This window comes from Klebsiella oxytoca NBRC 105695 (assembly GCF_001598695.1).
In the GTDB taxonomy this organism is placed as follows: Bacteria; Pseudomonadota; Gammaproteobacteria; order Enterobacterales; family Enterobacteriaceae; genus Klebsiella; species Klebsiella oxytoca.
The window spans coordinates 231,834-251,446 of record NZ_BCZK01000003.1 but is presented as its reverse complement, the minus strand read 5'-3'; the positions used below and the strand labels follow the sequence as shown (position 1 = coordinate 251,446).

Below are 19,613 nucleotides of genomic sequence, written 5' to 3'. Positions count from 1 at the left end.
GTGTTTGTTCATTTGGCGCGTGCTCTCCAGTAAGACGAGGGATTCGTCGGGCCATAGGATAGCCACACCCTGATATGAATTTCAAGCCTGTTTTTTCACCGGATGGCAAAACGGTAAAAAAAAGCCTCCTGAAAACAGGAGGCAAATTATTTATTTGATGAAAAAAACAGGGTGCCTTGAGAATGCTTCACGCCGTAAGAATGGCGGAGATCGCTCTCCGCCACCGTCTCTTACGTTTTAATCCCACAGGCTAAGAACGCCACCAGCTCAATATTCCCCTGTCTGATCTGTAATTCACACAGCGAATCACGCACCATCCAGGTAAATAATAAAATAGTGAAGCAAATCACTATTAAGCTAAACAACAGATACTTTTGCGGCATTCCTCGCCTCCCGTGTTGATTTTCAACAGGTAAGAGGCTACTCTTATGGTGTTGATGCATAGGGGAGCCTCACTTTGATTTATCATCAGGTGGGGCTTTTCTCTGTCTGTCTCCCGCTGAACGCCTGAGACAAACAGTCTCAAGCACCCGTCAGCATTCTACCGTAAATATCTGACCAGATTACGTTGGCATATTCCTAAAATAATTCCTGGCAATCAATGCAAATTAAATAAATATTATTCAGAGAATTATTAACGGTTCATTTATTTATATTCCATGCATAAAAAAACCTGCCCGCAGGCAGGTTTTTTATTATTACCCATTCACTTACTGCAGCAGGGAAATATCCGCTACCTGCAGGAACAGATCGCGCAGCTTGGACAGCAGCGTCAGTCGGTTTACGCGCACGTCCTGATCTTCTGCGTTCACCATCACGTTCTCAAAGAACTCATCCACCGGCTCGCGCAGGGACGCCAGCTCAATCAGCGCATCCTGGTAACGCCCTTCGGCGAAGTACGGCTGCAGCTTATCGCGCAGCACGACTAAATTGCCTGCCAGCTTGATCTCGGCCGCTTCTTTCAATACCGAAGCATGGACGATATCGTTCAGCGTAACGTCTGATTTCGCCAGAATGTTAGAAACACGCTTGTTGGCCGCCGCCAGCGCAGAGGACTCTTCGAGGGTACGGAAGTGGGAAACCGCCTTCATACGCGCATCGAAGTCTGCCGGACGGGTCGGACGACGCGCCAGCACCGCCTGAATCGTGTCGACGGTATAGCCTTCATCCTGATACCAGGCACGGAAGCGCCCCAGCATGAAGTCGATAACATCATCAACGACGTTGCCGTTGGTCAGCTTATCGCCGTACAGACGTACCGCTTCTTCGGTGAGGGTCTGCAGGTCCAGATTGAGGTTCTTCTCAACGATAATACGCAGCACGCCCAGCGCGGCGCGGCGCAGCGCAAACGGGTCCTTATCGCCTTTCGGATGCTGACCGATGCCAAAGATACCCGCCAGGGTGTCCATCTTATCGGCAATCGCAACCGCGCAGGCTACCGGGTTAGACGGCAGGTCATCGCCAGCAAAGCGCGGCTGATACTGCTCGTTCAGGGCAACCGCAACGTCTTCCGCTTCGCCATCATGGCGCGCGTAGTGCATGCCCATCACGCCCTGCGTATCGGTGAACTCGAAGACCATGTTGGTCATCAGGTCGCACTTGGAGAGCAGGCCCGCGCGGGTGGCATGATTCACGTCAGCGCCAATCTGCTCGGCGATCCAGCCGGCCAGCGCCTGAATACGATCGGTCTTATCGCGCAGCGTACCCAGTTGCTGCTGGAACAGGACGGTTTGCAGACGCGGAAGGTTATCTTCCAGACGTTTTTTACGGTCAGTATTGAAGAAGAACTCAGCATCCGCCAGGCGCGGGCGAACCACTTTCTCGTTACCGGAGATAATCTGCTGCGGATCTTTCGACTCAATGTTGGCGACGAAGATGAAGTTCGGCAGCAGCTTGCCCGCGTTGTCGTAAACCGGGAAGTACTTCTGGTCGCCCTTCATGGTGTAAACCAGCGCTTCGGCAGGCACCGCAAGGAATTTCTCTTCGAACTTCGCGGTGAGGACTACCGGCCATTCCACCAGTGAAGTCACCTCTTCCAGCAGACTTTCGCTCAGATCGGCGTTGCCGCCAATTTTACGCGCTGCTTCTTCTGCATCGGCTTTAATTTTGGCTTTACGCTGTTCGTAATCGGCGATGACTTTACCGCGCTCCAGCAGGATCTGCGGATACTGATCGGCATTGTCGATAGTGAACTCAGCCTCGCCCATAAAGCGGTGGCCGCGAATAACGCGATCGGACTGGACGCCCAGAATAGTTGCCGGGATGACTTTGTCGCCCAGCAGCAGGGTCACGGTATGAACCGGACGCACGAAGTGGACGTCGGACGCGCCCCAGCGCATCAGTTTCGGGATCGGCAGCTTCGCCAACGAGGTTGCGATCATGTTTGGCAGCAGCGCTTCGGTGCTCTCGCCTTTCACGTGAGCACGATACAGCAGCCATTCGCCCTTATCGGTCGTCAGACGTTCCGCCTGATCGACGGTGATACCGCAGCCGCGCGCCCAGCCTTCGGCCGCTTTACTCGGGTGGCCGCTGGCGTCAAACGCCTGGGCAATCGCCGGACCGCGTTTTTCGACTTCGCGGTCTGCTTGCGCAGCCGCCAGATTCGCCACTTTCAGCGCCAGACGGCGCGGCGCGGCAAACCATTCAACTTTACCGTGCGCAAGGCCAGCGTTATCCAGCTCTGCGGTCACGTTCGCAGCAAAGGATTCAGCCAGGCTGCGCAGGGCTTTTGGTGGCAGTTCTTCAGTGCCGATTTCCACCAGGAAAGTTTTCTCAGACATGGCCGCCTCTTATTTATTCTTGTTGCACATCGGGAAGCCAAGGGCTTCACGGGAAGCATAGTAAGCTTCAGCCACTGCTTTGGTCAGGGTGCGAATGCGCAGGATATAGCGCTGACGCTCGGTGACGGAGATGGCTTTACGCGCGTCCAGCAGGTTAAAGCTATGGGCGGCTTTGAGAATGCGCTCGTAGGCAGGCAGCGGCAGCGGGTTTTCCAGCGCCAGCAGCTGCTGGGCTTCTTTCTCGTACTGCTCGAAGCAGGAGAACAGGAAGTCCACGTCAGCGTATTCGAAGTTATAGGTGGATTGCTCCACTTCGTTCTGATGGAACACGTCGCCGTAGGTCGTTTTCCCCAGCGGGCCATCGCTCCAGACCAGATCGTAAACGCTGTCGACACCCTGGATATACATCGCCAGACGTTCCAGACCGTAGGTGATCTCGCCGGTAACCGGCTTACACTCCAGACCGCCCACCTGCTGGAAGTAGGTGAACTGCGTGACTTCCATACCGTTCAGCCACACTTCCCAACCCAGACCCCAGGCGCCCAGCGTCGGGTTTTCCCAGTTGTCTTCGACGAAGCGAATGTCGTGGATGGTCGGGTCCATACCCAGCTCTTTCAGCGAGCCAAGGTAGAGCTCCTGGATGTTCTCCGGGGAGGGTTTTATCACTACCTGGAACTGATAGTAGTGCTGTAAGCGGTTCGGGTTTTCACCGTAACGGCCATCGGTCGGGCGACGAGACGGCTGCACGTAGGCGGTCGCCATCGGCTCTGGACCCAATGCGCGTAAGCAGGTCATCGGGTGAGAGGTGCCTGCGCCGACTTCCATGTCCAGTGGTTGAACAATGGTGCAGCCCTGGCGAGCCCAGTAATCCTGTAAGGTCAGGATCAGGCCCTGGAAGGTCCTGGTATCAAACTTTTGCATATGATTTCGTGCTGGATACGTGTGGATTTAAAGGAAGGAGCCAGTATACCCGCTGGCTGCGAGATATACAGTACGAAACGGGGTTGTTTAGGGAAAATTGCGGAAATTAGCGCCAGCGCGGCCGTCGTTAGCGCATCGAAAGATGTAAAAACTGCCCGTCCGGGTCAAAAGAACAGATAAAGCGTTCATTCCGCGCAGTCTTGCCCGAAAGCTCAAAGCTGCCCTGGAACTGCTCGAAATGGCTGACGTCCACCTGACGCACGCCTGTATTATAACGGACGGCGGCATTATCCTTGCAAAGCTGCTCCATATTGAGGGTGGTCTGCGGCGTTATCCGCGCTTTCTGCGTAGGCTGAGGCGGCGTTGCGCTACAGCCCGCCAGCAGGCACAGCAGTAGTCCAGAAAACGCATATTTCATCACCATTTGTTCTCGACCGCCTTGTTAGTAAATTGTTATCGTGCAGCTTACGTAAAATAACCGGCTCATTGTGCGAATTGGGCCACACCTCGACAAGTCTATGGCGAAAAACTCAGATTATTCCACTGCGACAGGGTCGAATAAGGATAGTCAGAGCCAGATGGAGAAGGTGAAACTGAGGTTCTGATGCAGGAAAAAATACACTGGATTACTCATTTGCGCGGCATTGCCTGCCTGATGGTCGTCATGATTCATAGCACTACCTGGTATATTACGCACCCGCACGCGATTAGCCTGCTGGAGTGGGATTTGGCCAATATCCTCAACTCTGCGTCCCGCGTCAGCGTACCGCTATTTTTCATGATTTCAGGCTATCTGTTTTTCGGTGAGCGCAGCGCCCAGCCCCGCCATTTTCTGCGTATCGCGCTATGCATTCTCTTCTACAGCACGCTATCGCTGCTCTATATCACCCTGTTCACCCATATTAACGTTGAGCTGTCGCTGAAGAATTTGCTGCAAAAACCGGTGTTCTACCATCTGTGGTTTTTCTTCGCCATCGTCGTGATATATCTGCTTTCGCCGCTGGTGCAGGTTAAACAGGTAAGCGGCAGGATGCTGCTGGCGCTGATGCTGGTACTGGGCATTCTGGCGAACCCCAATATGGTCCCGGTAAAAGCCGGAGGCGTTGAATGGCTGCCGTTCAATCTTTATATCAACGGCGACACGTTTTACTACGTGATGTATGGCGTGCTGGGACGGGCTATCGGCATGCTGGATACCGAGAAAAAATGGCTGACCGTCCTCTGCGCCGCGCTGTTCATCGTCGGCGTGTGGGTAATCTCACGCGGCACGCTGCACGAGCTGCGCTGGCGCGGCGATTTCGGCGATACCTGGTATTTATACTGCGGTCCTGCGGTTTTTGTCTGCGCCATCGCTCTGCTGACGCTGGTAAAAAACACGCTCAATCGGCGTCAGCTGCCGCTTATTGCGCCGATTGCGCGCCATTCTTTAGGGATTTACGGTTTTCATGCGCTGATCATTCACGCGCTGCGCGCCAGCGGGCTTGAACTAAGCCGCTGGCCGTTACTGGATATTATCTGGATATTCAGCGCCGCGCTGCTGGGCAGCTTACTGCTCTCGGCTCTGGTTCAGCGGTTTGATAGCCGCCGTTTCGTCAGCTAAGGCTATTCCGTGGGGTCTTGCGGCGCCACGTCCGCCGCCAGTGCTTTATGCGGCAAGGCTGACGCGCCGTACATGCACACAAACCAGGCCGCCACGTAGATGCTTTTCTCATCCCAACCGGCAGGTACAAACCTCGCGCCGACCATTAACAGGCCAAGCGAAAGCAGGAGCACCAGTCGGCATAGCGATACAAACCCGTCGTCATTTCTGCGTTCCTCCTGCATCGTGCGCTGATGGGCCAGCATGGCGAACATCCCCATCACCAGTACGCCGAGGAAATAGCCTTTACCGCTAAATAACGGACAGGTGTGCCAGATCCCCATCAGATACACCAGCGCCCCGATGACCATCAACAGTTTCGGCGCAATATTCTTATTTTTCATGGAGCCTCCCTGCGAAAGATGGCGTCCATTATGTACCGGTAAAGCTTTACTGCTGATGCTTCAGGAAGCAGAAACGACAAATTCGGAATATATAAATACGCAGGACAGATAAATGCGAACGATGCATTCATGGATGTAATTTGCCCTCGTTAACCGAGGGCAAAATATTACGACATCAGCGGTAAAAGCTGCTGATAAATCTGTCGGAATGTCTCCCGACGGGGGGCGTAGCGGGCAAAACGCTCGTCATCAGGGCAGTGGGCCTGCTCCAGCGGGAGCTGCGGCAGCAGATCGGAGAATGCGACGTTTTTATGCAGCGCCAGCTGCGCCAGTCGCGCCGCGCCAAGCGCCGGTCCCACGTCGCCGCCGGTGCGGAAATCAAGCTGCTGACCGCTGATATCCGCCAGCATTTGCCGCCAGTACGCGCTGCGCGCGCCGCCGCCAATCAGCGTCACGCTTTCCGGCTTCACGCCGCAGGAGTGCACCACATCCATGCCATCCGCCAGCGCATAACCGACGCCCTCCAGCACCGCCCGCGCCAGCTCCGCCGGACCATGTTGATGAGTCAGGCCGAAAAAGACGCCTTTCGCCTGCGGATTGTTGTGCGGCGTACGTTCACCGGAGAGGTAAGGCAGAAACCAGATAGGATCGGCACTCTCGTTCGCCGACTCCGCCGCCGCAATCAACGCCGGAACCGTGCCAAGGCCGGTTAATGTCGCCGCCCAATCCAGACAGGAAGCCGCGCTCAGCATCACCGACATCAGGTGCCAGCGCCCGGGCAGCGCGTGGCAGAAACTGTGTACGGCGCTTTCCGGCTTACTAAGAAAGCCGTCGCTGACCGCAAAGTAGACGCCCGAGGTCCCCAGCGACAGCATCGCCTGCCCCGCATCCGCCATACCTACGCCAACCGCACCGGCTGCGTTATCGCCGCCGCCGGCTACCACCAGCGCTTCCGGCATATTCCACGACTGCGCAACCGTCGGGCGCAGCGCCCCCGTGACTTCACATCCTTCGAACAGCGTCGGCATGTTGTCGCGGTTCAGACCGCAGGCGGCGAGCATCTCATCGCTCCAGTCCCTTCGCGCCACGTCCATCCACATCGTTCCAGCGGCATCGGACATATCGCTGGCAAACTCGCCGGTCATGCGTAAACGTAGATAATCTTTAGGCAGCAGGACTTTATCAACCCGCTCGAAGATCTCAGGCTCGTGGCGTTGTACCCACAGCAGCTTCGGCGCGGTGAATCCCGGCATCATCAGGTTGCCGGTTATCTGCCGCGAGCGGCTGACTTTCTCTTCCAGCAGCGCGCACTCTTCACCGCAGCGGCCATCATTCCATAAAATCGCCGGGCGCAGGACACGCTGTTGCTTATCCAGCAGCGTCGCGCCGTGCATCTGGCCCGCAATACCTAACGCTTTGACTTCGCGCAGCGAGTGCTGGGCGCCCAGCGCTTTCATCGCGCGGTCCGTCGCCTGCCACCAGTGCTCGGGGTCCTGTTCAGACCATAGAGGGTGCGGACGCGACACGTTGAGCTTTTCAGTATGCGAAGCCACGACCTCGCCCTGCTCATTGAGCAGAATAGCTTTGACGCCCGAGGTGCCCAGATCAATCCCGATATACATACAGCCTCTCCTTACTGACGCGCCACGGCTAAGCGTGGCGCGAATAAAGCATCGGTTATAGCCAATGCCCGTTCCCGCCGGGCATCATCGCCTTCATTAGCGATCAAAAAGGTAGCGGTTTACCACATTTTCCAGCAGTTCCTGATGGCCGCTCTGGTGCTGCGGCGCCAGGTCATGCTGAGTGGCATAGCGAGCAATATCCGCCAGGTTCATCTGGCCTTTCAGGATCTGCTGACCCAGCTCGCCGTTCCAGCCGGCATAACGTTTGGCAACGCGTTTATCCAGCTCGCCGTCTTCAATCATGCGCGCGGCAACTTTCAGCGCCAGCGCCATGGTGTCCATTGCGCCGATATGGCCGTAGAACAGGTCGTATTTATCGGTGCTCTGACGACGCACTTTAGCATCAAAGTTCAGGCCGCCGGTGGTGAAACCACCCGCTTTCAGGATTTCGTACATCACCAGCGCGTTTTCTTCAACGCTGTTCGGGAACTGGTCGGTATCCCAGCCCAGCTGCGGGTCGCCGCGGTTAGCGTCAACGGAACCAAACAATCCCAGAGCAATGGCAGTCGCAATTTCGTGATGGAACGTATGACCGGCCAGCGTCGCGTGGTTCGCTTCGATGTTCAGTTTGATCTCTTTTTCCAGGCCGAACTGTTTCAGGAAACCATAGACGGTAGAAGCGTCGTAATCATACTGATGTTTGGTTGGCTCCTGCGGTTTGGGTTCAATCAGCAGCGTACCCTGGAAGCCAATCTTGTGCTTGTGCTCAACGACCAGCTGCATAAAGCGGCCAATCTGCTCGCGCTCCTGACGCAGATCGGTATTCAGCAGGGTTTCATAACCTTCACGGCCGCCCCACAGGACATAGTTTTCGCCGCCCAGCTTGTGGGTCGCATCCATTGCGGTGACCACCTGAGTCGCCGCCCAGCTGAACACTTCCGGATCCGGATTGGTTGCCGCCCCGGCGCCATAGCGCGGGTTCGTAAAGCAGTTTGCCGTTCCCCACAGCAGCTTGACGCCGCTCTGCTGCTGTTTTTCCGCCAGCACTTCAACCATTTGCGCAAAGTTGTTGGCATACTCTTTCAGCGATGCCCCTTCAGGGGAAACGTCAACGTCGTGGAAACAGTAGTACGGTACGTTCAGTTTGTGGAAAAACTCAAACGCGACATCCGCTTTGCGTTTCGCCATTTCCAGCGCTTCGCCCGGCTGCTGCCACGGGCGGTTAAAGGAGCCCACGCCAAACATGTCAGCACCATTCCAGCAGAAGGTGTGCCAGTAGCAGGCCGCAAAGCGCAGGTGCTCTTCCATCCGTTTGCCCAGCACCAGTTCATCCGGGTTGTAATGACGGAAAGCCAGTGGGTTAGCGGATGTCGGGCCTTCATAACGAACGCGATCGAGTTGATCAAAATAGGTCTGCATAATGAACTCCATATTCAGGGATGCGGCGAGTAATAAGTCATAAGCCAATATAGAATTCTCTTTTTACTTTCCTCAATTACGTTATTTCACACCGTGATTGAGAGAATCCACAAACGTGCGCCAGGTCGCAAAAACAATAGAACAACGCCCTCACTTCGCTGCTTACGCCACGAGAGATCAATGAAATACGATGAGAACTAATTATTAAAGTACGATCCCGGTCATAAATTAACAAATAAACAAAATTTCATAACGGCAAAATAAGCATAGATAATTGCCAGCGCCCCTTTCCGCGTTAAAAATCTGCTACGTATCAGGCCGTTTATTTTTATCGTTCGTCTTATCCTGCACTTTACAAAAAAGGTGTTATTATTATGAAGATAAAGAACCTTTGCCTAACGCTCTGTGCTTCACTCCTCCTCACCAGCCTGTCGGGCATTGCGAAAGAAGTTAAAATTGGCATGGCGATTGACGACCTGCGTCTTGAGCGCTGGCAAAAAGATCGCGATATTTTTGTCAATAAAGCTGAATCATTAGGTGCAAAAGTATTCGTCCAGTCAGCCAATGGCAACGAAGAAACGCAAATGTCGCAAATCGAAAACATGATTAATCGCGGCGTCGACGTTCTGGTTATTATTCCCTATAACGGTCAAGTGCTGAGTAATGTGATAAAAGAGGCTAAACAGGAGGGAATTAAAGTTCTCGCCTACGATCGTCTCATCAATAATGCCGACATTGATTTTTATATTTCTTTTAATAATGAGAAAGTGGGCGAAATGCAGGCGCAAAGCCTGGTCGATAAAGTGCCTCAGGGTAACTATTTCTTAATGGGCGGCTCGCCCGTTGATAATAACGCCAAGCTTTTCCGCGCTGGCCAAATGAAAGTCCTTAAGCCCTATATTGATGAAGGCAAAATTAAAGTCGTCGGCGATCAGTGGGTTGACGGATGGCTACCTGAAAACGCATTGAAAATTATGGAAAACGCCCTGACCGCCAACAATAACAAAATTGATGCGGTTGTCGCCTCTAACGATGCCACCGCTGGCGGCGCCATTCAGGCCCTGAGCGCCCAGGGGCTCGCAGGCAAAGTGGCGATCTCCGGTCAGGATGCCGACCTCGCCGGCGTGAAGCGCATTATCGCTGGCACCCAAACGATGACCGTCTACAAACCGATCGCCACCCTTGCCACCACCGCGGCGGAGATTGCCGTCGAACTGGGCAACGACAAACAGCCGAAGGCTGACGCCACGCTCAACAACGGCCTGAAAGATGTCCCTTCTCGTCTGCTGACGCCCATTGAAGTCAATAAAGACAACATTGACCAGACGGTGATCAAAGACGGTTTCCATAAAAAAAGCGAGCTGTAATCTCTGACGCCCTCTGCCGGGGGCGTTACTCCATCCAGCCGGATATCGCTTATGCGGAGCCTCTATGTCCTGGTTACTCGAAATGAAAAACATGACTAAAACCTTCGGCGCGGTGAAGGCGATTGATAATGTCAGCCTGCGGCTGAACGCCGGGGAAGTGGTCTCATTATGCGGAGAAAACGGCTCCGGGAAATCTACGCTCATGAAGGTGCTTTGCGGAATATACCCGCACGGTAGCTATGAGGGAGAGATTATTTTTTCCGGAGAAACTTTGCAGCCGGGCCATATTCGCGATACCGAACGCAAAGGAATTGCCATCATTCATCAGGAGCTGGCGCTGGTAAAACACCTGACCGTTCTGGAGAATATTTTTCTCGGCGCGGAGATCTCCCGCCACGGTCTGCTGGATTACGAAACCATGACCTTACGCTGCGAGAAGCTGCTGGCCCAGGTCAATTTAGCCATATCACCCGACACCCGCGTCGGCGATTTAGGCCTTGGCCAGCAGCAGCTGGTCGAAATAGCGAAAGCGCTAAATAAACAGGTACGGTTGTTAATTCTCGACGAACCCACCGCCTCATTAACGGAACAAGAAACGGCCATTCTGCTGAATATTATTCGCGATTTGCAAAATCACGGTATTGCCTGTATTTACATTTCCCACAAACTCAATGAAGTCAAAGCGATATCCAATACTATCTGCGTGATCCGCGATGGGCAGCATATCGGTACCCGTAACGCTGACGGCATGAACGAAGATGACATCATCACCATGATGGTCGGCCGCGAGCTTACCGCCCTCTATCCGAACGAAGCCCATAGCTGCGGCGATGAAATCCTGCGCGTAGAAAATTTAACCGCCTGGCATCCGGTCAATCGCCACATTAAGCGGGTCAATGACGTCTCTTTTTCACTGCGGCGCGGCGAAATTCTGGGGATAGCCGGACTGGTCGGCGCGGGCCGTACCGAAGCGGTACAGTGCCTGTTTGGCGTCTGGCCGGGCCGCTGGCAGGGGAAAATTTTCATCGATGGCCAGCAGGTGACGATTCACAACTGCCAGCAGGCCATCGCGCAGGGCATCGCCATGGTGCCGGAAGACAGAAAGAAAGACGGCATCGTGCCGGTGATGGCGGTGGGTAAAAATATCACCCTCGCCGCGTTAAACCAGTTTACCGGCCCGCTGAGCAGCCTTGACGATGCCGGAGAGCAACACTGCATTCAGCAATCCATCCAGCGTTTGAAAATCAAAACCTCATCGCCAGAGCTGGCGATCGGTCGCCTGAGCGGCGGCAATCAGCAAAAGGCGATCCTCGCCCGCTGCCTGCTGCTGAACCCGCGCATTCTGATACTCGATGAGCCTACCCGCGGCATTGATATCGGCGCCAAGTACGAAATCTACAAGTTGATTAATCAGCTGGTGCAGCAGGGGATCGCCGTCATTGTCATTTCATCCGAACTGCCCGAAGTACTGGGGCTAAGCGATCGGGTGCTGGTGATGCATGAGGGCAAACTGAAGGCCGATTTGATTAATCAGGGCCTGACACAGGAACAGGTGATGGAAGCCGCACTGAGGAGCGAACGCCATGTCGAAGAACACGTCTGAAATGAAACTCACCCCGCCCGTCTCCGGGGCTTTTTCCGGGCTAAAAGGGATGAATCTCCAGGTATTCGTGATGATCGCCGCTATCGTGGCCATTATGCTGTTTTTCACCTGGACTACCGAAGGCGCTTATCTGAGCGCGCGTAATATCTCTAACCTGCTGCGCCAGACCGCCATCACCGGCATTCTCGCGGTCGGCATGGTGTTTGTGATTATTTCCGCCGAGATCGATCTTTCCGTCGGCTCGATGATGGGCCTGCTCGGCGGCGCAGCGGCAATATTTGACGTCTGGCTCGGCTGGCCGCTGCCGCTGACGATTGTGGTCACGCTGGCGCTTGGCCTGCTGCTGGGCGCATGGAACGGTTGGTGGGTCGCCTACCGTAAAGTCCCGTCGTTTATCGTGACGCTCGCCGGTATGCTGGCATTCCGCGGTATTCTGATAGGTATCACCAACGGGACCACCGTCTCTCCCACCAGCCCGGCGATGTCGCAAATCGGCCAGAGCTATCTGCCTGATGGTATTGGCTTTGGTATCGGCGTGGCGGGAATGGCGGCCTTTATTATCTGGCAATGGCGCGGCCGTATGCGACGTCAGGCCCTGGGACTTGCCACGCCCGCTTCCGCTTCGACCGTAGGTCGCCAGACGATTACCGCCGTTATTGTGCTGGGCGCTATCTGGCTATTAAACGACTATCGCGGCGTCCCGACGCCGGTACTGATTCTCGCCGCGTTGCTGCTGGCGGGTATGTTTATGGCCACCCGCACCGCGTTTGGCCGCCGCATCTACGCCATCGGCGGCAACCTGGAAGCCGCGCGTCTATCCGGCATTAGCGTGGAACGCACCAAGCTGGCGGTGTTCGCCATTAATGGCCTGATGGTGGCGATTGCCGGGTTGATTCTCAGTTCGCGCCTGGGCGCCGGTTCTCCTTCCGCCGGCAACATCGCCGAATTGGACGCCATCGCCGCCTGCGTGATCGGCGGAACCAGCCTCGCCGGCGGCGTCGGCAGCGTTGCCGGCGCGGTCATGGGCGCGTTTATCATGTCCGCGCTGGACAACGGCATGAGCATGATGGATGTCGCCACCTTCTGGCAGTACATCGTTAAAGGGGTCATTTTATTACTCGCGGTGTGGATGGATTCAGCCACCAAACGCCGGAGCTGAGAGCTTTGAAAAAAAATGCCCGAATTCTTTGCGCTACAGCCAAACTTAGGCACAAGTAGCTTGAAATAATCCGGGCATTGGCCGGTATTGTATGGCCTGCAAGAGAGACCAGGAACAACACTATGTTTGAAAAGCGTCACCGTATTACGTTGTTATTCAACGCCAACAAGGCCTATGACCGCCAGGTCGTTGAGGGCGTCGGCGAATATTTACAAGCATCGCAATTGGAATGGGATATCTTCATTGAGGAAGATTTTCGGGCGCGAATTGAAAACATCAAGGAGTGGTTAGGCGACGGCGTTATTGCCGATTACGACGACCCGGAGATTGAAAACCTGCTGCTCGACGTTAATGTTCCAATTGTCGGCGTCGGCGGCTCCTTCCACCGCCCGGAGTGCTATCCGCCGGTTCACTACATCGCTACCGACAACGCCGCGCTGGTCGAGAGCGCCTTCCTCCATCTGAAGGAAAAGGGCATTAACCGCTTTGCCTTTTACGGCCTGCCCACATCCAGCTGTAAAGGCTGGGCCGCAGAGCGCGAGCATGCTTTTTGTCAACTGGTCGCCAGAGAGAAATATCGCGGCGTGGTCTATCAGGGGCTCGAGACAGCGCCGGAAAACTGGCAGCATGCGCAAAATCGCCTCGCCGACTGGCTACAAACCCTGCCGCCGCAAACCGGCATTATCGCCGTCACCGACGCCCGCGCCCGTCATGTGTTACAGGCCTGCGAGCTGTTGCATATCCCCGTTCCGGAAAAGCTGTGCGTTATTGGCATTGATAACGAAGAGCTTACCCGCTATTTGTCGCGCGTGGCGCTGTCTTCCGTTGCTCAGGGCACCCGCCAGATGGGCTATCAGGCGGCAAAGCTGCTGCATCGTCTGCTGGAGAATGAAGAGCTGCCGCTTCAACGACAGCTTATCCCGCCGATGCGCGTAGTAGAGCGCCGCTCCACCGACTACCGTTCGCTAACCGACCCTTCGGTTATCCAGGCGATGCACTATATTCGTAACCACGCCTGTAAAGGGATTAAGGTAGAGCAGGTACTGGACGCCGTAGGCATTTCCCGCTCGAATCTGGAAAAACGCTTCAAAGAGGAAGTGGGCGAGACAATTCATACGGTGATCCACAGCGAGAAGCTGGAAAAAGCGCGCAGCCTGCTGGTTTCAACCACCCTGTCGATTAATGAAATCTCGCAGATGTGCGGCTATCCGTCGTTGCAGTACTTCTATTCGGTGTTTAAGAAAGAGTACGACGTGACGCCGAAGGAGTATCGCGATCGGCACAGTGAAGTCATGATGTAGAGAGCAAAGAAAAATGCCCGGGCTTGCGCGCCGGGCATTAATAATGTCATGGATAAGCCATTACATATGCGCGGCAATCAACCGCTGATTATCCTGATACATGGCGAAGAGATAGTTGTTATAGCTCGACCCTTTAGTCGAATAGCCCTTCAGCTTATGAATCATGGTGCTGGCGGTCACTTCCTGATCGGCCTTGCGCAGCTGCGCACGCGATTTACGGAACGATGAATAAGCCGGATGCGTATTCAGGTTTCTCACGTAGGCCTGAACGGACTCTTCCACCGAATCAAACTGCGAGTAGCCCTTCACCGCGCCGCGGCAGTTTCCACCGCCACACTTCATACCAAACAGATTGTTGTTAACGCGCGCCAGTTTTGACGTTCCCCAGCCGCTTTCCGCCGCCGCCATGGTTGCAACCATACTGTTCGGGATAATATCGACGCGTTCAAGCAACGAGTTCCATGGAATATGGCGAGTATTGCCGGACCACTTCACTTTATAGCGCGAGGCGATCTCTTTCAGGCGCGTACGCTCGCTCGGCGACCAGCGCGCATCGTACTGCTTGGAAACCAGCCAGTTACGATCGGCAGTAATCACCTGATTCTGTTTCGTAATATAAGGCATTACCGTCCGGAGAAACGCTTTTTTCCTTGGTGTCCCGGAAGGGTATTTTCGCAAATCAGGAAGTGAACTGCTCTTTACACTATTGCGAGAATACTCTTGTTTACTGCTTACCTTGCTTACTTTAACGGTACTTTTCTTTTTAACTATTGGGGCTTTATGACTCGTTGTTGCTGTGTGTGTTGTTGCCAGCACACTACCTGAAAATATGCAGGTAAGTAACATGAGTATCGCGGCCCCATATCGTCGAATGGGAGTCGATATCATTAGGTCTCCTGGTCGGATGCAATCATTCCAACGCCTTGTTTTTCACAAAAAATCGATAGTTGAATCGCGAATAGTATCAAAAATACCCAGATGACGCACCCACAGAAATAGTCCAATTCCGAAATGGTGTCACCTGAAATCGGTTTCTGCCAGCCTGCGAAGGCGCAAAAATGCTAGCGCCGTCTCATTTTCTGAGCATTTTTTGAGCGCGATCACTCACCCCTTTTCATCCTCCCTGGAAAAGCGCGGCCGGGATGAGTTCATCAGGCGGGTAGACGCGCAAACTGAACAAAACACCGCCTACAGGACTCCGCAATGAAACTCGCTGCGCTTGCGTCGCTGCTGTTGCCTGGGATGGCCTTCGCCGCCTGGACTACCGCAGACTTCCCCGCCTTCACCGAAGAGGGCACCGGCAGATTTATCAGTCAAAACGAGGTAGCAAAGGGTACGCGCCCGCTGCGAATTAATTTTGACCAACAGTGCTGGCAGCCCGCTGGCATGATCAAGCTCAACCAGATGCTGTCGATGGAACCCTGTCGCGACCCGGTGCCGCAGTGGCGCATCTTTCGCGACGGGCGCTATACCCTGGAAGTGGACACCCGTTCGGGTACGCCAACCCTGATGGTCTCCCTTGAGGAGAAACAGTCCGCTGCCGCCGCGCCGCAGATCAAGCAGTGTCCGAAATGGGATGGCAAGCCGCTGACCATTGACGTCAGTAAATCCTTTGCCGAAGGCAGTAAAGTTCGCGACTTTTACAGCGGCAATATCGCGACCGTCAGCGGCGGTAAAATTACCCTCCAGCCGGCGTTTAACAGCAATGGTCTTCTGCTGCTTGAGCGCGCGGAAACCGAATCCGCCGCGCCGTTCAACTGGCACAACGCCACCGTCTATTTCGTTCTGACCGATCGCTTTGTTAACGGCAACCCGGCCAACGACAATAGCTATGGCCGCCGCAAAGACGGCATGCAGGAAATCGGCACCTTCCACGGCGGCGACCTGCAGGGCCTGACCAGCAAACTTGATTACATCCAGCAGCTCGGCGTTAACGCGCTCTGGATCAGTTCTCCGCTGGAGCAAATCCACGGCTGGGTCGGCGGCGGTACGAAAGGTGATTTCCCGCATTATGCCTATCACGGCTACTACACCCAGGACTGGACTAAGCTGGATGCCAATATGGGGACGGAAGACGATTTGCGCCGTCTCGTAGACGAGGCCCACAAGCGCGGGATTCGCATTCTGTTCGACGTGGTGATGAACCATACCGGCTACGCGACCCTGGCCGATATGCAGGAGTTTCAGTTTGGCTCGCTGTACATCCAGGGTGACGAACTGAAAAAGACGCTCGGAGAGCGCTGGACCGACTGGAAGCCTCGCGCGGGACAGAGCTGGCACAGTTTTAACGACTACATTAACTTCAGCGACAAAGCCGGATGGGAGAAATGGTGGGGTAAAAAATGGATCCGCACCGATATCGGCGATTACGACAACCCCGGCTTTGACGATCTGACCATGTCGCTGGCCTTCCTGCCGGATCTGAAAACCGAATCCACGGAGCCCTCCGGCTTGCCGAACTTCTATCGCCATAAGCCGGATACCGCCGCTAAAGCGATCCCCGGCTACACGCCGCGCGATTATTTGACCCACTGGCTGAGCCAATGGGTACGCGATTATGGCATCGACGGTTTCCGGGTTGATACCGCCAAACACGTCGAGCAGGCGGCCTGGCTGCAGCTAAAAACCCAGGCCAGTGAAGCGCTGGCGGAATGGAAAAAAGCCAATCCGGATAAAGCGCTGGATAACGCCCCGTTCTGGATGACCGGCGAAGCCTGGGGCCACGGCGTGATGCAGAGCGACTACTATCGTCACGGCTTTGATGCCATGCTGAACTTTGATTATCAGGATCAGGCAGCAAAAGCGACAAGCTGCCTGGCCAATATGGATCTGACCTGGCAACAAATGGCGGAGAAGCTCCAGGGTTTCAACGTCTTAAGCTACCTCTCTTCGCACGATACCAGCCTGTTCCGTGAAGGCGGTAGCAAGGCGGCGGAACTGCTGCTGCTTGCGCCTGGCGCAGTGCAGATCTACTACGGCGATGAATCCTCACGGCCATTCGGTCCGACCGGCTCCGACCCGCTTCAGGGAACGCGTTCAGATATGAACTGGCAGGACATCAACGGCAAAGCCGCGCGCAGCGTGACTCACTGGGAGAAACTGGGCCAGTTCCGCGCCCGTCATCCGGCCATTGGTATGGGTAAACAAACCACGCTATCGATGGCGACAGGCTACGGCTTTATCCGCGAGAGCGGTGATGACAAAGTCATGGTGGTGTGGGCAGGACAGCAGTAGCTTTTTGATGAGCGGCTCCCCCGGCGATCGCGGGAGCCTTTTCAGGATAAACGACCAAAAATCATCTACCTCAAAGCATAAAAACGAATTATCTTCCTGATACCTCGATTTGCACCCTGTCTGCGCTGGCGTTATGGTTACCCACTTTCCTGGGATACCGACAGACTAATCGCGATGACATTTTCACTTTTTGGCGACAAATTTACCCGTCATTCGGGCATCACCCGCTTGATGGAAGACCTCAATGACGGCCTGCGTACGCCAGGCGCCATCATGCTGGGCGGCGGCAATCCCGCACAGATTCCGGAAATGAATGATTACTTCCACAGCCTGCTGAGCGACATGCTGAATAACGGCAAAGCCCTTGATGCGCTTTGCAATTATGACGGCCCGCAGGGTAAAAGCGAGCTGCTGACCCTGCTGGCGCAAATGCTGCGTGATGAACTGGGTTGGGAGATCGAGCCGCAGAATATTGCACTGACAAACGGCAGTCAGAGCGCGTTTTTCTACTTGTTTAACCTCTTCGCAGGACGTCGCGCGGATGGAACCACGCGTAAAGTGCTGTTTCCATTGACGCCTGAGTATATCGGCTACGCCGACTCCGGCCTCGAAGAAGAGCTGTTTGTCGCCACTCGCCCGAACATTGAACTGCTGCCGGAAGGCCAGTTTAAATACCATGTGGATTTCGAACATTTGCAGGTGACGGACGAAACGGGAATGATCTGCGTTTCCCGTCCCACCAACCCAACCGGTAACGTGATCACCGATGATGAGCTGATCAAGCTCGATGCGCTGGCCAATCAGCACGGCATCCCGTTGGTTATCGATAATGCCTACGGCGTTCCGTTCCCGGGCATTATTTTCAGCGACGCCCGACCGCTGTGGAATCCGAATATCGTCCTGTGCATGAGCCTCTCCAAGCTTGGCCTGCCGGGCAGCCGCTGCGGGATTATCATCGCTAACGAAAAAATCATCACCGCCATCAGCAATATGAACGGCATTATCAGCCTCGCCCCCGGTGGAATGGGGCCGGCCATGATGTGCGAGATGATTAAACGCAACGACCTGCTGCGCCTGTCGGAAACGGTGATTAAGCCGTTCTACTACCAGCGCGTTCAGGAGACTATCGCTATTATTCGCCGCTACCTGCCGGAAGATCGCTGCTTGATTCATAAGCCGGAAGGGGCCATTTTCCTCTGGCTGTGGTTTAAAGATTTGCCGATATCTACCGAGCTGCTGTACCAGCGCCTGAAAAAGCGCGGCGTCCTGATGGTGCCAGGCGACTATTTCTTCCCGGGGCTGGATAAGCCGTGGCCGCACACGCATCAGTGCATGCGCATGAACTACGTGCCGGATCCGGAGAAGATTGAAGCGGGCGTGAAGATTCTCGCCGAAGAAGTTGAACGCGCATGGAGCGAACAGGACGCGTAATGTGCATCAGCAGACCGGCGGGGCCACCATCGTCTGCCGATCAGTAGCCCCGACAGGCGCGTAGCGCCGTCTACGAGAAATACGCTACATCGCCAGCGCCATCCGCTGGCGACGTTCAGCGGCTATTCTTTCCAGCTCCATGGGCTCTATGCAGCGTAGCGCCTGCGTCGGGCATGCCGCCACGCAGGCCGGGCCCTCTTCACGATGGCTGCACAAATCGCACTTCAGCGCCTGTACGCCCTCCTCCACCCGCATCACCGTCATCGCGCCATAGGGGCACGCCACCATGCAGCTTTTGCACCCAATACAGCGGCGCTGATCCACGCGCCAGACCGAATTTTCTCGGCGGATAGCGCCCTCGGGGCAGACGTTGGCGCAGGGCGCATCTTCACACTGGCGGCACAACGTCGCCGTCGAAAGTTCATCATTCTTTACCACGCGGATCCGCGGTGCAAAGCGCGTAGCGGATACGCCAGAACAATCCTGATTCTGCTGATGGGACACCACGCAGGCGACTTCACAGGTACGGCAGCCGATGCACTTTTGCGCATCCGCGATAATAAACCGGTTCATCCTTGCTCCATTAGGGATAAAAATGCAGAGTGCCAGAAAAAGCCGCTTCCGCGCCTTGATCCTGAATGGAGTCAGCGGCGTTTTCTCTCAGAAGCCCGGGACAATTAGGTCATCTGCCTTAGCCTTCCCGCACGGAAAAGCCCAGTTCGCGAGAAATCGCCTCTGCCGTCTCGCGCAGCGGTTTGAGTAAACGCTTCTCTCCCGCCATTTCAGGGCGCAG

The 19,613-nt window shown here is 55.1% G+C and carries 16 protein-coding genes and 1 pseudogene; 7 read left to right on the top strand and 10 right to left on the bottom strand.

From position 1 onward, the window contains the following. Positions 1 to 230 precede the first annotated feature (230 nt). The 4 genes from hokA to KO1_RS07030 form a co-directional block, all read right to left on the bottom strand. Positions 231 to 383 carry a type I toxin-antitoxin system toxin HokA gene (gene hokA / locus KO1_RS07045; RefSeq protein WP_047720531.1) on the bottom strand — a complete coding sequence of 51 codons (153 nt, stop codon included), beginning with the start codon at positions 381 to 383 and terminating at the stop codon, positions 231 to 233. Positions 384 to 710: 327 nt separating this feature from the next. Further along, positions 711 to 2,780, bottom strand: coding sequence for a glycine--tRNA ligase subunit beta (gene glyS, locus KO1_RS07040; RefSeq protein ID WP_004106780.1), 2,070 nt, complete (start codon positions 2,778 to 2,780; stop codon positions 711 to 713). 9 nt (positions 2,781 to 2,789) lie between these two features. After that, a complete protein-coding gene (gene glyQ / locus KO1_RS07035) occupies positions 2,790 to 3,701 on the bottom strand; it encodes a glycine--tRNA ligase subunit alpha (RefSeq protein ID WP_004106786.1) in 912 nt (303 codons plus the stop codon). 127 nt (positions 3,702 to 3,828) lie between these two features. After that, on the bottom strand, positions 3,829 to 4,125 hold the full coding sequence (locus tag KO1_RS07030) for a YsaB family lipoprotein (protein WP_064406862.1): 297 nt from the start codon (positions 4,123 to 4,125) through the stop codon (positions 3,829 to 3,831). A gap of 180 nt (positions 4,126 to 4,305) precedes the next feature. Here KO1_RS07030 and KO1_RS07025 point away from each other — a divergent pair, with 180 nt between their 5' ends. Then, entirely contained in the window at positions 4,306 to 5,301 is a 996-nt protein-coding gene (locus KO1_RS07025) for an acyltransferase (protein ID WP_049095713.1), read from the top strand. 2 nt (positions 5,302 to 5,303) lie between these two features. On the opposite strand, the gene yiaB is transcribed toward KO1_RS07025, so the two are convergent. From yiaB to xylA, 3 genes are all read right to left on the bottom strand, one after another. Beyond that, positions 5,304 to 5,684 (bottom strand): inner membrane protein YiaB, encoded by a 381-nt coding sequence (gene yiaB / locus KO1_RS07020; RefSeq protein WP_049095715.1) that lies wholly within the window; start codon positions 5,682 to 5,684, stop codon positions 5,304 to 5,306. Positions 5,685 to 5,851: 167 nt separating this feature from the next. Next, on the bottom strand, positions 5,852 to 7,306 hold the full coding sequence (gene xylB / locus KO1_RS07015; protein ID WP_024274806.1) for a xylulokinase: 1,455 nt from the start codon (positions 7,304 to 7,306) through the stop codon (positions 5,852 to 5,854). Positions 7,307 to 7,402: 96 nt separating this feature from the next. Then, on the bottom strand, positions 7,403 to 8,725 hold the full coding sequence (xylA, locus tag KO1_RS07010) for a xylose isomerase (RefSeq protein WP_024274807.1): 1,323 nt from the start codon (positions 8,723 to 8,725) through the stop codon (positions 7,403 to 7,405). Positions 8,726 to 9,099: 374 nt separating this feature from the next. Here xylA and xylF point away from each other — a divergent pair, with 374 nt between their 5' ends. The 4 genes from xylF to xylR all read left to right on the top strand — a co-directional run bounded on the left by xylF (position 9,100) and on the right by xylR (position 14,155). After that, the gene (gene xylF / locus KO1_RS07005; protein ID WP_004106799.1) at positions 9,100 to 10,092 is read left to right on the top strand and encodes a D-xylose ABC transporter substrate-binding protein; all 993 of its coding nucleotides are present in this window, start codon (positions 9,100 to 9,102) and stop codon (positions 10,090 to 10,092) included. A 64-nt stretch (positions 10,093 to 10,156) separates the two neighbouring features. Then, positions 10,157 to 11,695: a xylose ABC transporter ATP-binding protein gene (locus tag KO1_RS07000; protein ID WP_004106801.1), complete on the top strand. Its 1,539-nt coding sequence runs from the start codon at positions 10,157 to 10,159 to the stop codon at positions 11,693 to 11,695. Further along, positions 11,676 to 12,854, top strand: a complete 1,179-nt coding sequence (xylH, locus tag KO1_RS06995) for a xylose ABC transporter permease XylH (RefSeq protein ID WP_004116352.1) — start codon at positions 11,676 to 11,678, stop codon at positions 12,852 to 12,854. The genes KO1_RS07000 and xylH overlap by 20 nt, the downstream gene beginning before the upstream one ends. Before the next feature lie 122 nt (positions 12,855 to 12,976). Beyond that, on the top strand, positions 12,977 to 14,155 hold the full coding sequence (gene xylR, locus KO1_RS06990) for a D-xylose utilization transcriptional activator XylR (RefSeq protein WP_004106805.1): 1,179 nt from the start codon (positions 12,977 to 12,979) through the stop codon (positions 14,153 to 14,155). Positions 14,156 to 14,215: 60 nt separating this feature from the next. Here the strand turns inward: xylR and KO1_RS06985 are convergent, their stop codons facing one another. Continuing rightward, the gene (locus tag KO1_RS06985) at positions 14,216 to 15,043 is read right to left on the bottom strand and encodes a protein bax (protein ID WP_071530269.1); all 828 of its coding nucleotides are present in this window, start codon (positions 15,041 to 15,043) and stop codon (positions 14,216 to 14,218) included. 315 nt (positions 15,044 to 15,358) lie between these two features. On the opposite strand from KO1_RS06985, the gene KO1_RS06980 reads away from it, so the two are divergent. Both KO1_RS06980 and avtA read left to right on the top strand, forming a co-directional pair. Then, positions 15,359 to 17,389 (top strand): alpha-amylase, encoded by a 2,031-nt coding sequence (locus KO1_RS06980; protein ID WP_047720529.1) that lies wholly within the window; start codon positions 15,359 to 15,361, stop codon positions 17,387 to 17,389. Positions 17,390 to 17,563: 174 nt separating this feature from the next. After that, a complete protein-coding gene (gene avtA, locus KO1_RS06975; RefSeq protein ID WP_047720528.1) occupies positions 17,564 to 18,820 on the top strand; it encodes a valine--pyruvate transaminase in 1,257 nt (418 codons plus the stop codon). Positions 18,821 to 18,904: 84 nt separating this feature from the next. On the opposite strand, the gene KO1_RS06970 is transcribed toward avtA, so the two are convergent. Together KO1_RS06970 and KO1_RS28050 are read right to left on the bottom strand one after the other, a co-directional pair. Continuing rightward, positions 18,905 to 19,393 carry a 4Fe-4S dicluster domain-containing protein gene (locus KO1_RS06970; RefSeq protein ID WP_016807718.1) on the bottom strand — a complete coding sequence of 163 codons (489 nt, stop codon included), beginning with the start codon at positions 19,391 to 19,393 and terminating at the stop codon, positions 18,905 to 18,907. A gap of 118 nt (positions 19,394 to 19,511) precedes the next feature. Next, a pseudogene (locus KO1_RS28050) lies at positions 19,512 to 19,610 on the bottom strand (IclR family transcriptional regulator); the annotation flags it as partial. Positions 19,611 to 19,613 lie beyond the last annotated feature (3 nt).

What these genes read in the sequence shown, in the direction of transcription:
- hokA (WP_047720531.1), bottom strand. Translation starts at nt 383, where the DNA reads ATGCCGCAAAAGTATCTGTTGTTTAGCTTAATAGTGATTTGCTTCACT.
- glyS (WP_004106780.1), bottom strand. Translation starts at nt 2,780, where the DNA reads ATGTCTGAGAAAACTTTCCTGGTGGAAATCGGCACTGAAGAACTGCCA.
- glyQ (WP_004106786.1), bottom strand. Translation starts at nt 3,701, where the DNA reads ATGCAAAAGTTTGATACCAGGACCTTCCAGGGCCTGATCCTGACCTTA.
- KO1_RS07030 (WP_064406862.1), bottom strand. Translation starts at nt 4,125, where the DNA reads ATGGTGATGAAATATGCGTTTTCTGGACTACTGCTGTGCCTGCTGGCG.
- KO1_RS07025 (WP_049095713.1), top strand. Translation starts at nt 4,306, where the DNA reads ATGCAGGAAAAAATACACTGGATTACTCATTTGCGCGGCATTGCCTGC.
- yiaB (WP_049095715.1), bottom strand. Translation starts at nt 5,684, where the DNA reads ATGAAAAATAAGAATATTGCGCCGAAACTGTTGATGGTCATCGGGGCG.
- xylB (WP_024274806.1), bottom strand. Translation starts at nt 7,306, where the DNA reads ATGTATATCGGGATTGATCTGGGCACCTCGGGCGTCAAAGCTATTCTG.
- xylA (WP_024274807.1), bottom strand. Translation starts at nt 8,725, where the DNA reads ATGCAGACCTATTTTGATCAACTCGATCGCGTTCGTTATGAAGGCCCG.
- xylF (WP_004106799.1), top strand. Translation starts at nt 9,100, where the DNA reads ATGAAGATAAAGAACCTTTGCCTAACGCTCTGTGCTTCACTCCTCCTC.
- KO1_RS07000 (WP_004106801.1), top strand. Translation starts at nt 10,157, where the DNA reads ATGTCCTGGTTACTCGAAATGAAAAACATGACTAAAACCTTCGGCGCG.
- xylH (WP_004116352.1), top strand. Translation starts at nt 11,676, where the DNA reads ATGTCGAAGAACACGTCTGAAATGAAACTCACCCCGCCCGTCTCCGGG.
- xylR (WP_004106805.1), top strand. Translation starts at nt 12,977, where the DNA reads ATGTTTGAAAAGCGTCACCGTATTACGTTGTTATTCAACGCCAACAAG.
- KO1_RS06985 (WP_071530269.1), bottom strand. Translation starts at nt 15,043, where the DNA reads ATGATATCGACTCCCATTCGACGATATGGGGCCGCGATACTCATGTTA.
- KO1_RS06980 (WP_047720529.1), top strand. Translation starts at nt 15,359, where the DNA reads ATGAAACTCGCTGCGCTTGCGTCGCTGCTGTTGCCTGGGATGGCCTTC.
- avtA (WP_047720528.1), top strand. Translation starts at nt 17,564, where the DNA reads ATGACATTTTCACTTTTTGGCGACAAATTTACCCGTCATTCGGGCATC.
- KO1_RS06970 (WP_016807718.1), bottom strand. Translation starts at nt 19,393, where the DNA reads ATGAACCGGTTTATTATCGCGGATGCGCAAAAGTGCATCGGCTGCCGT.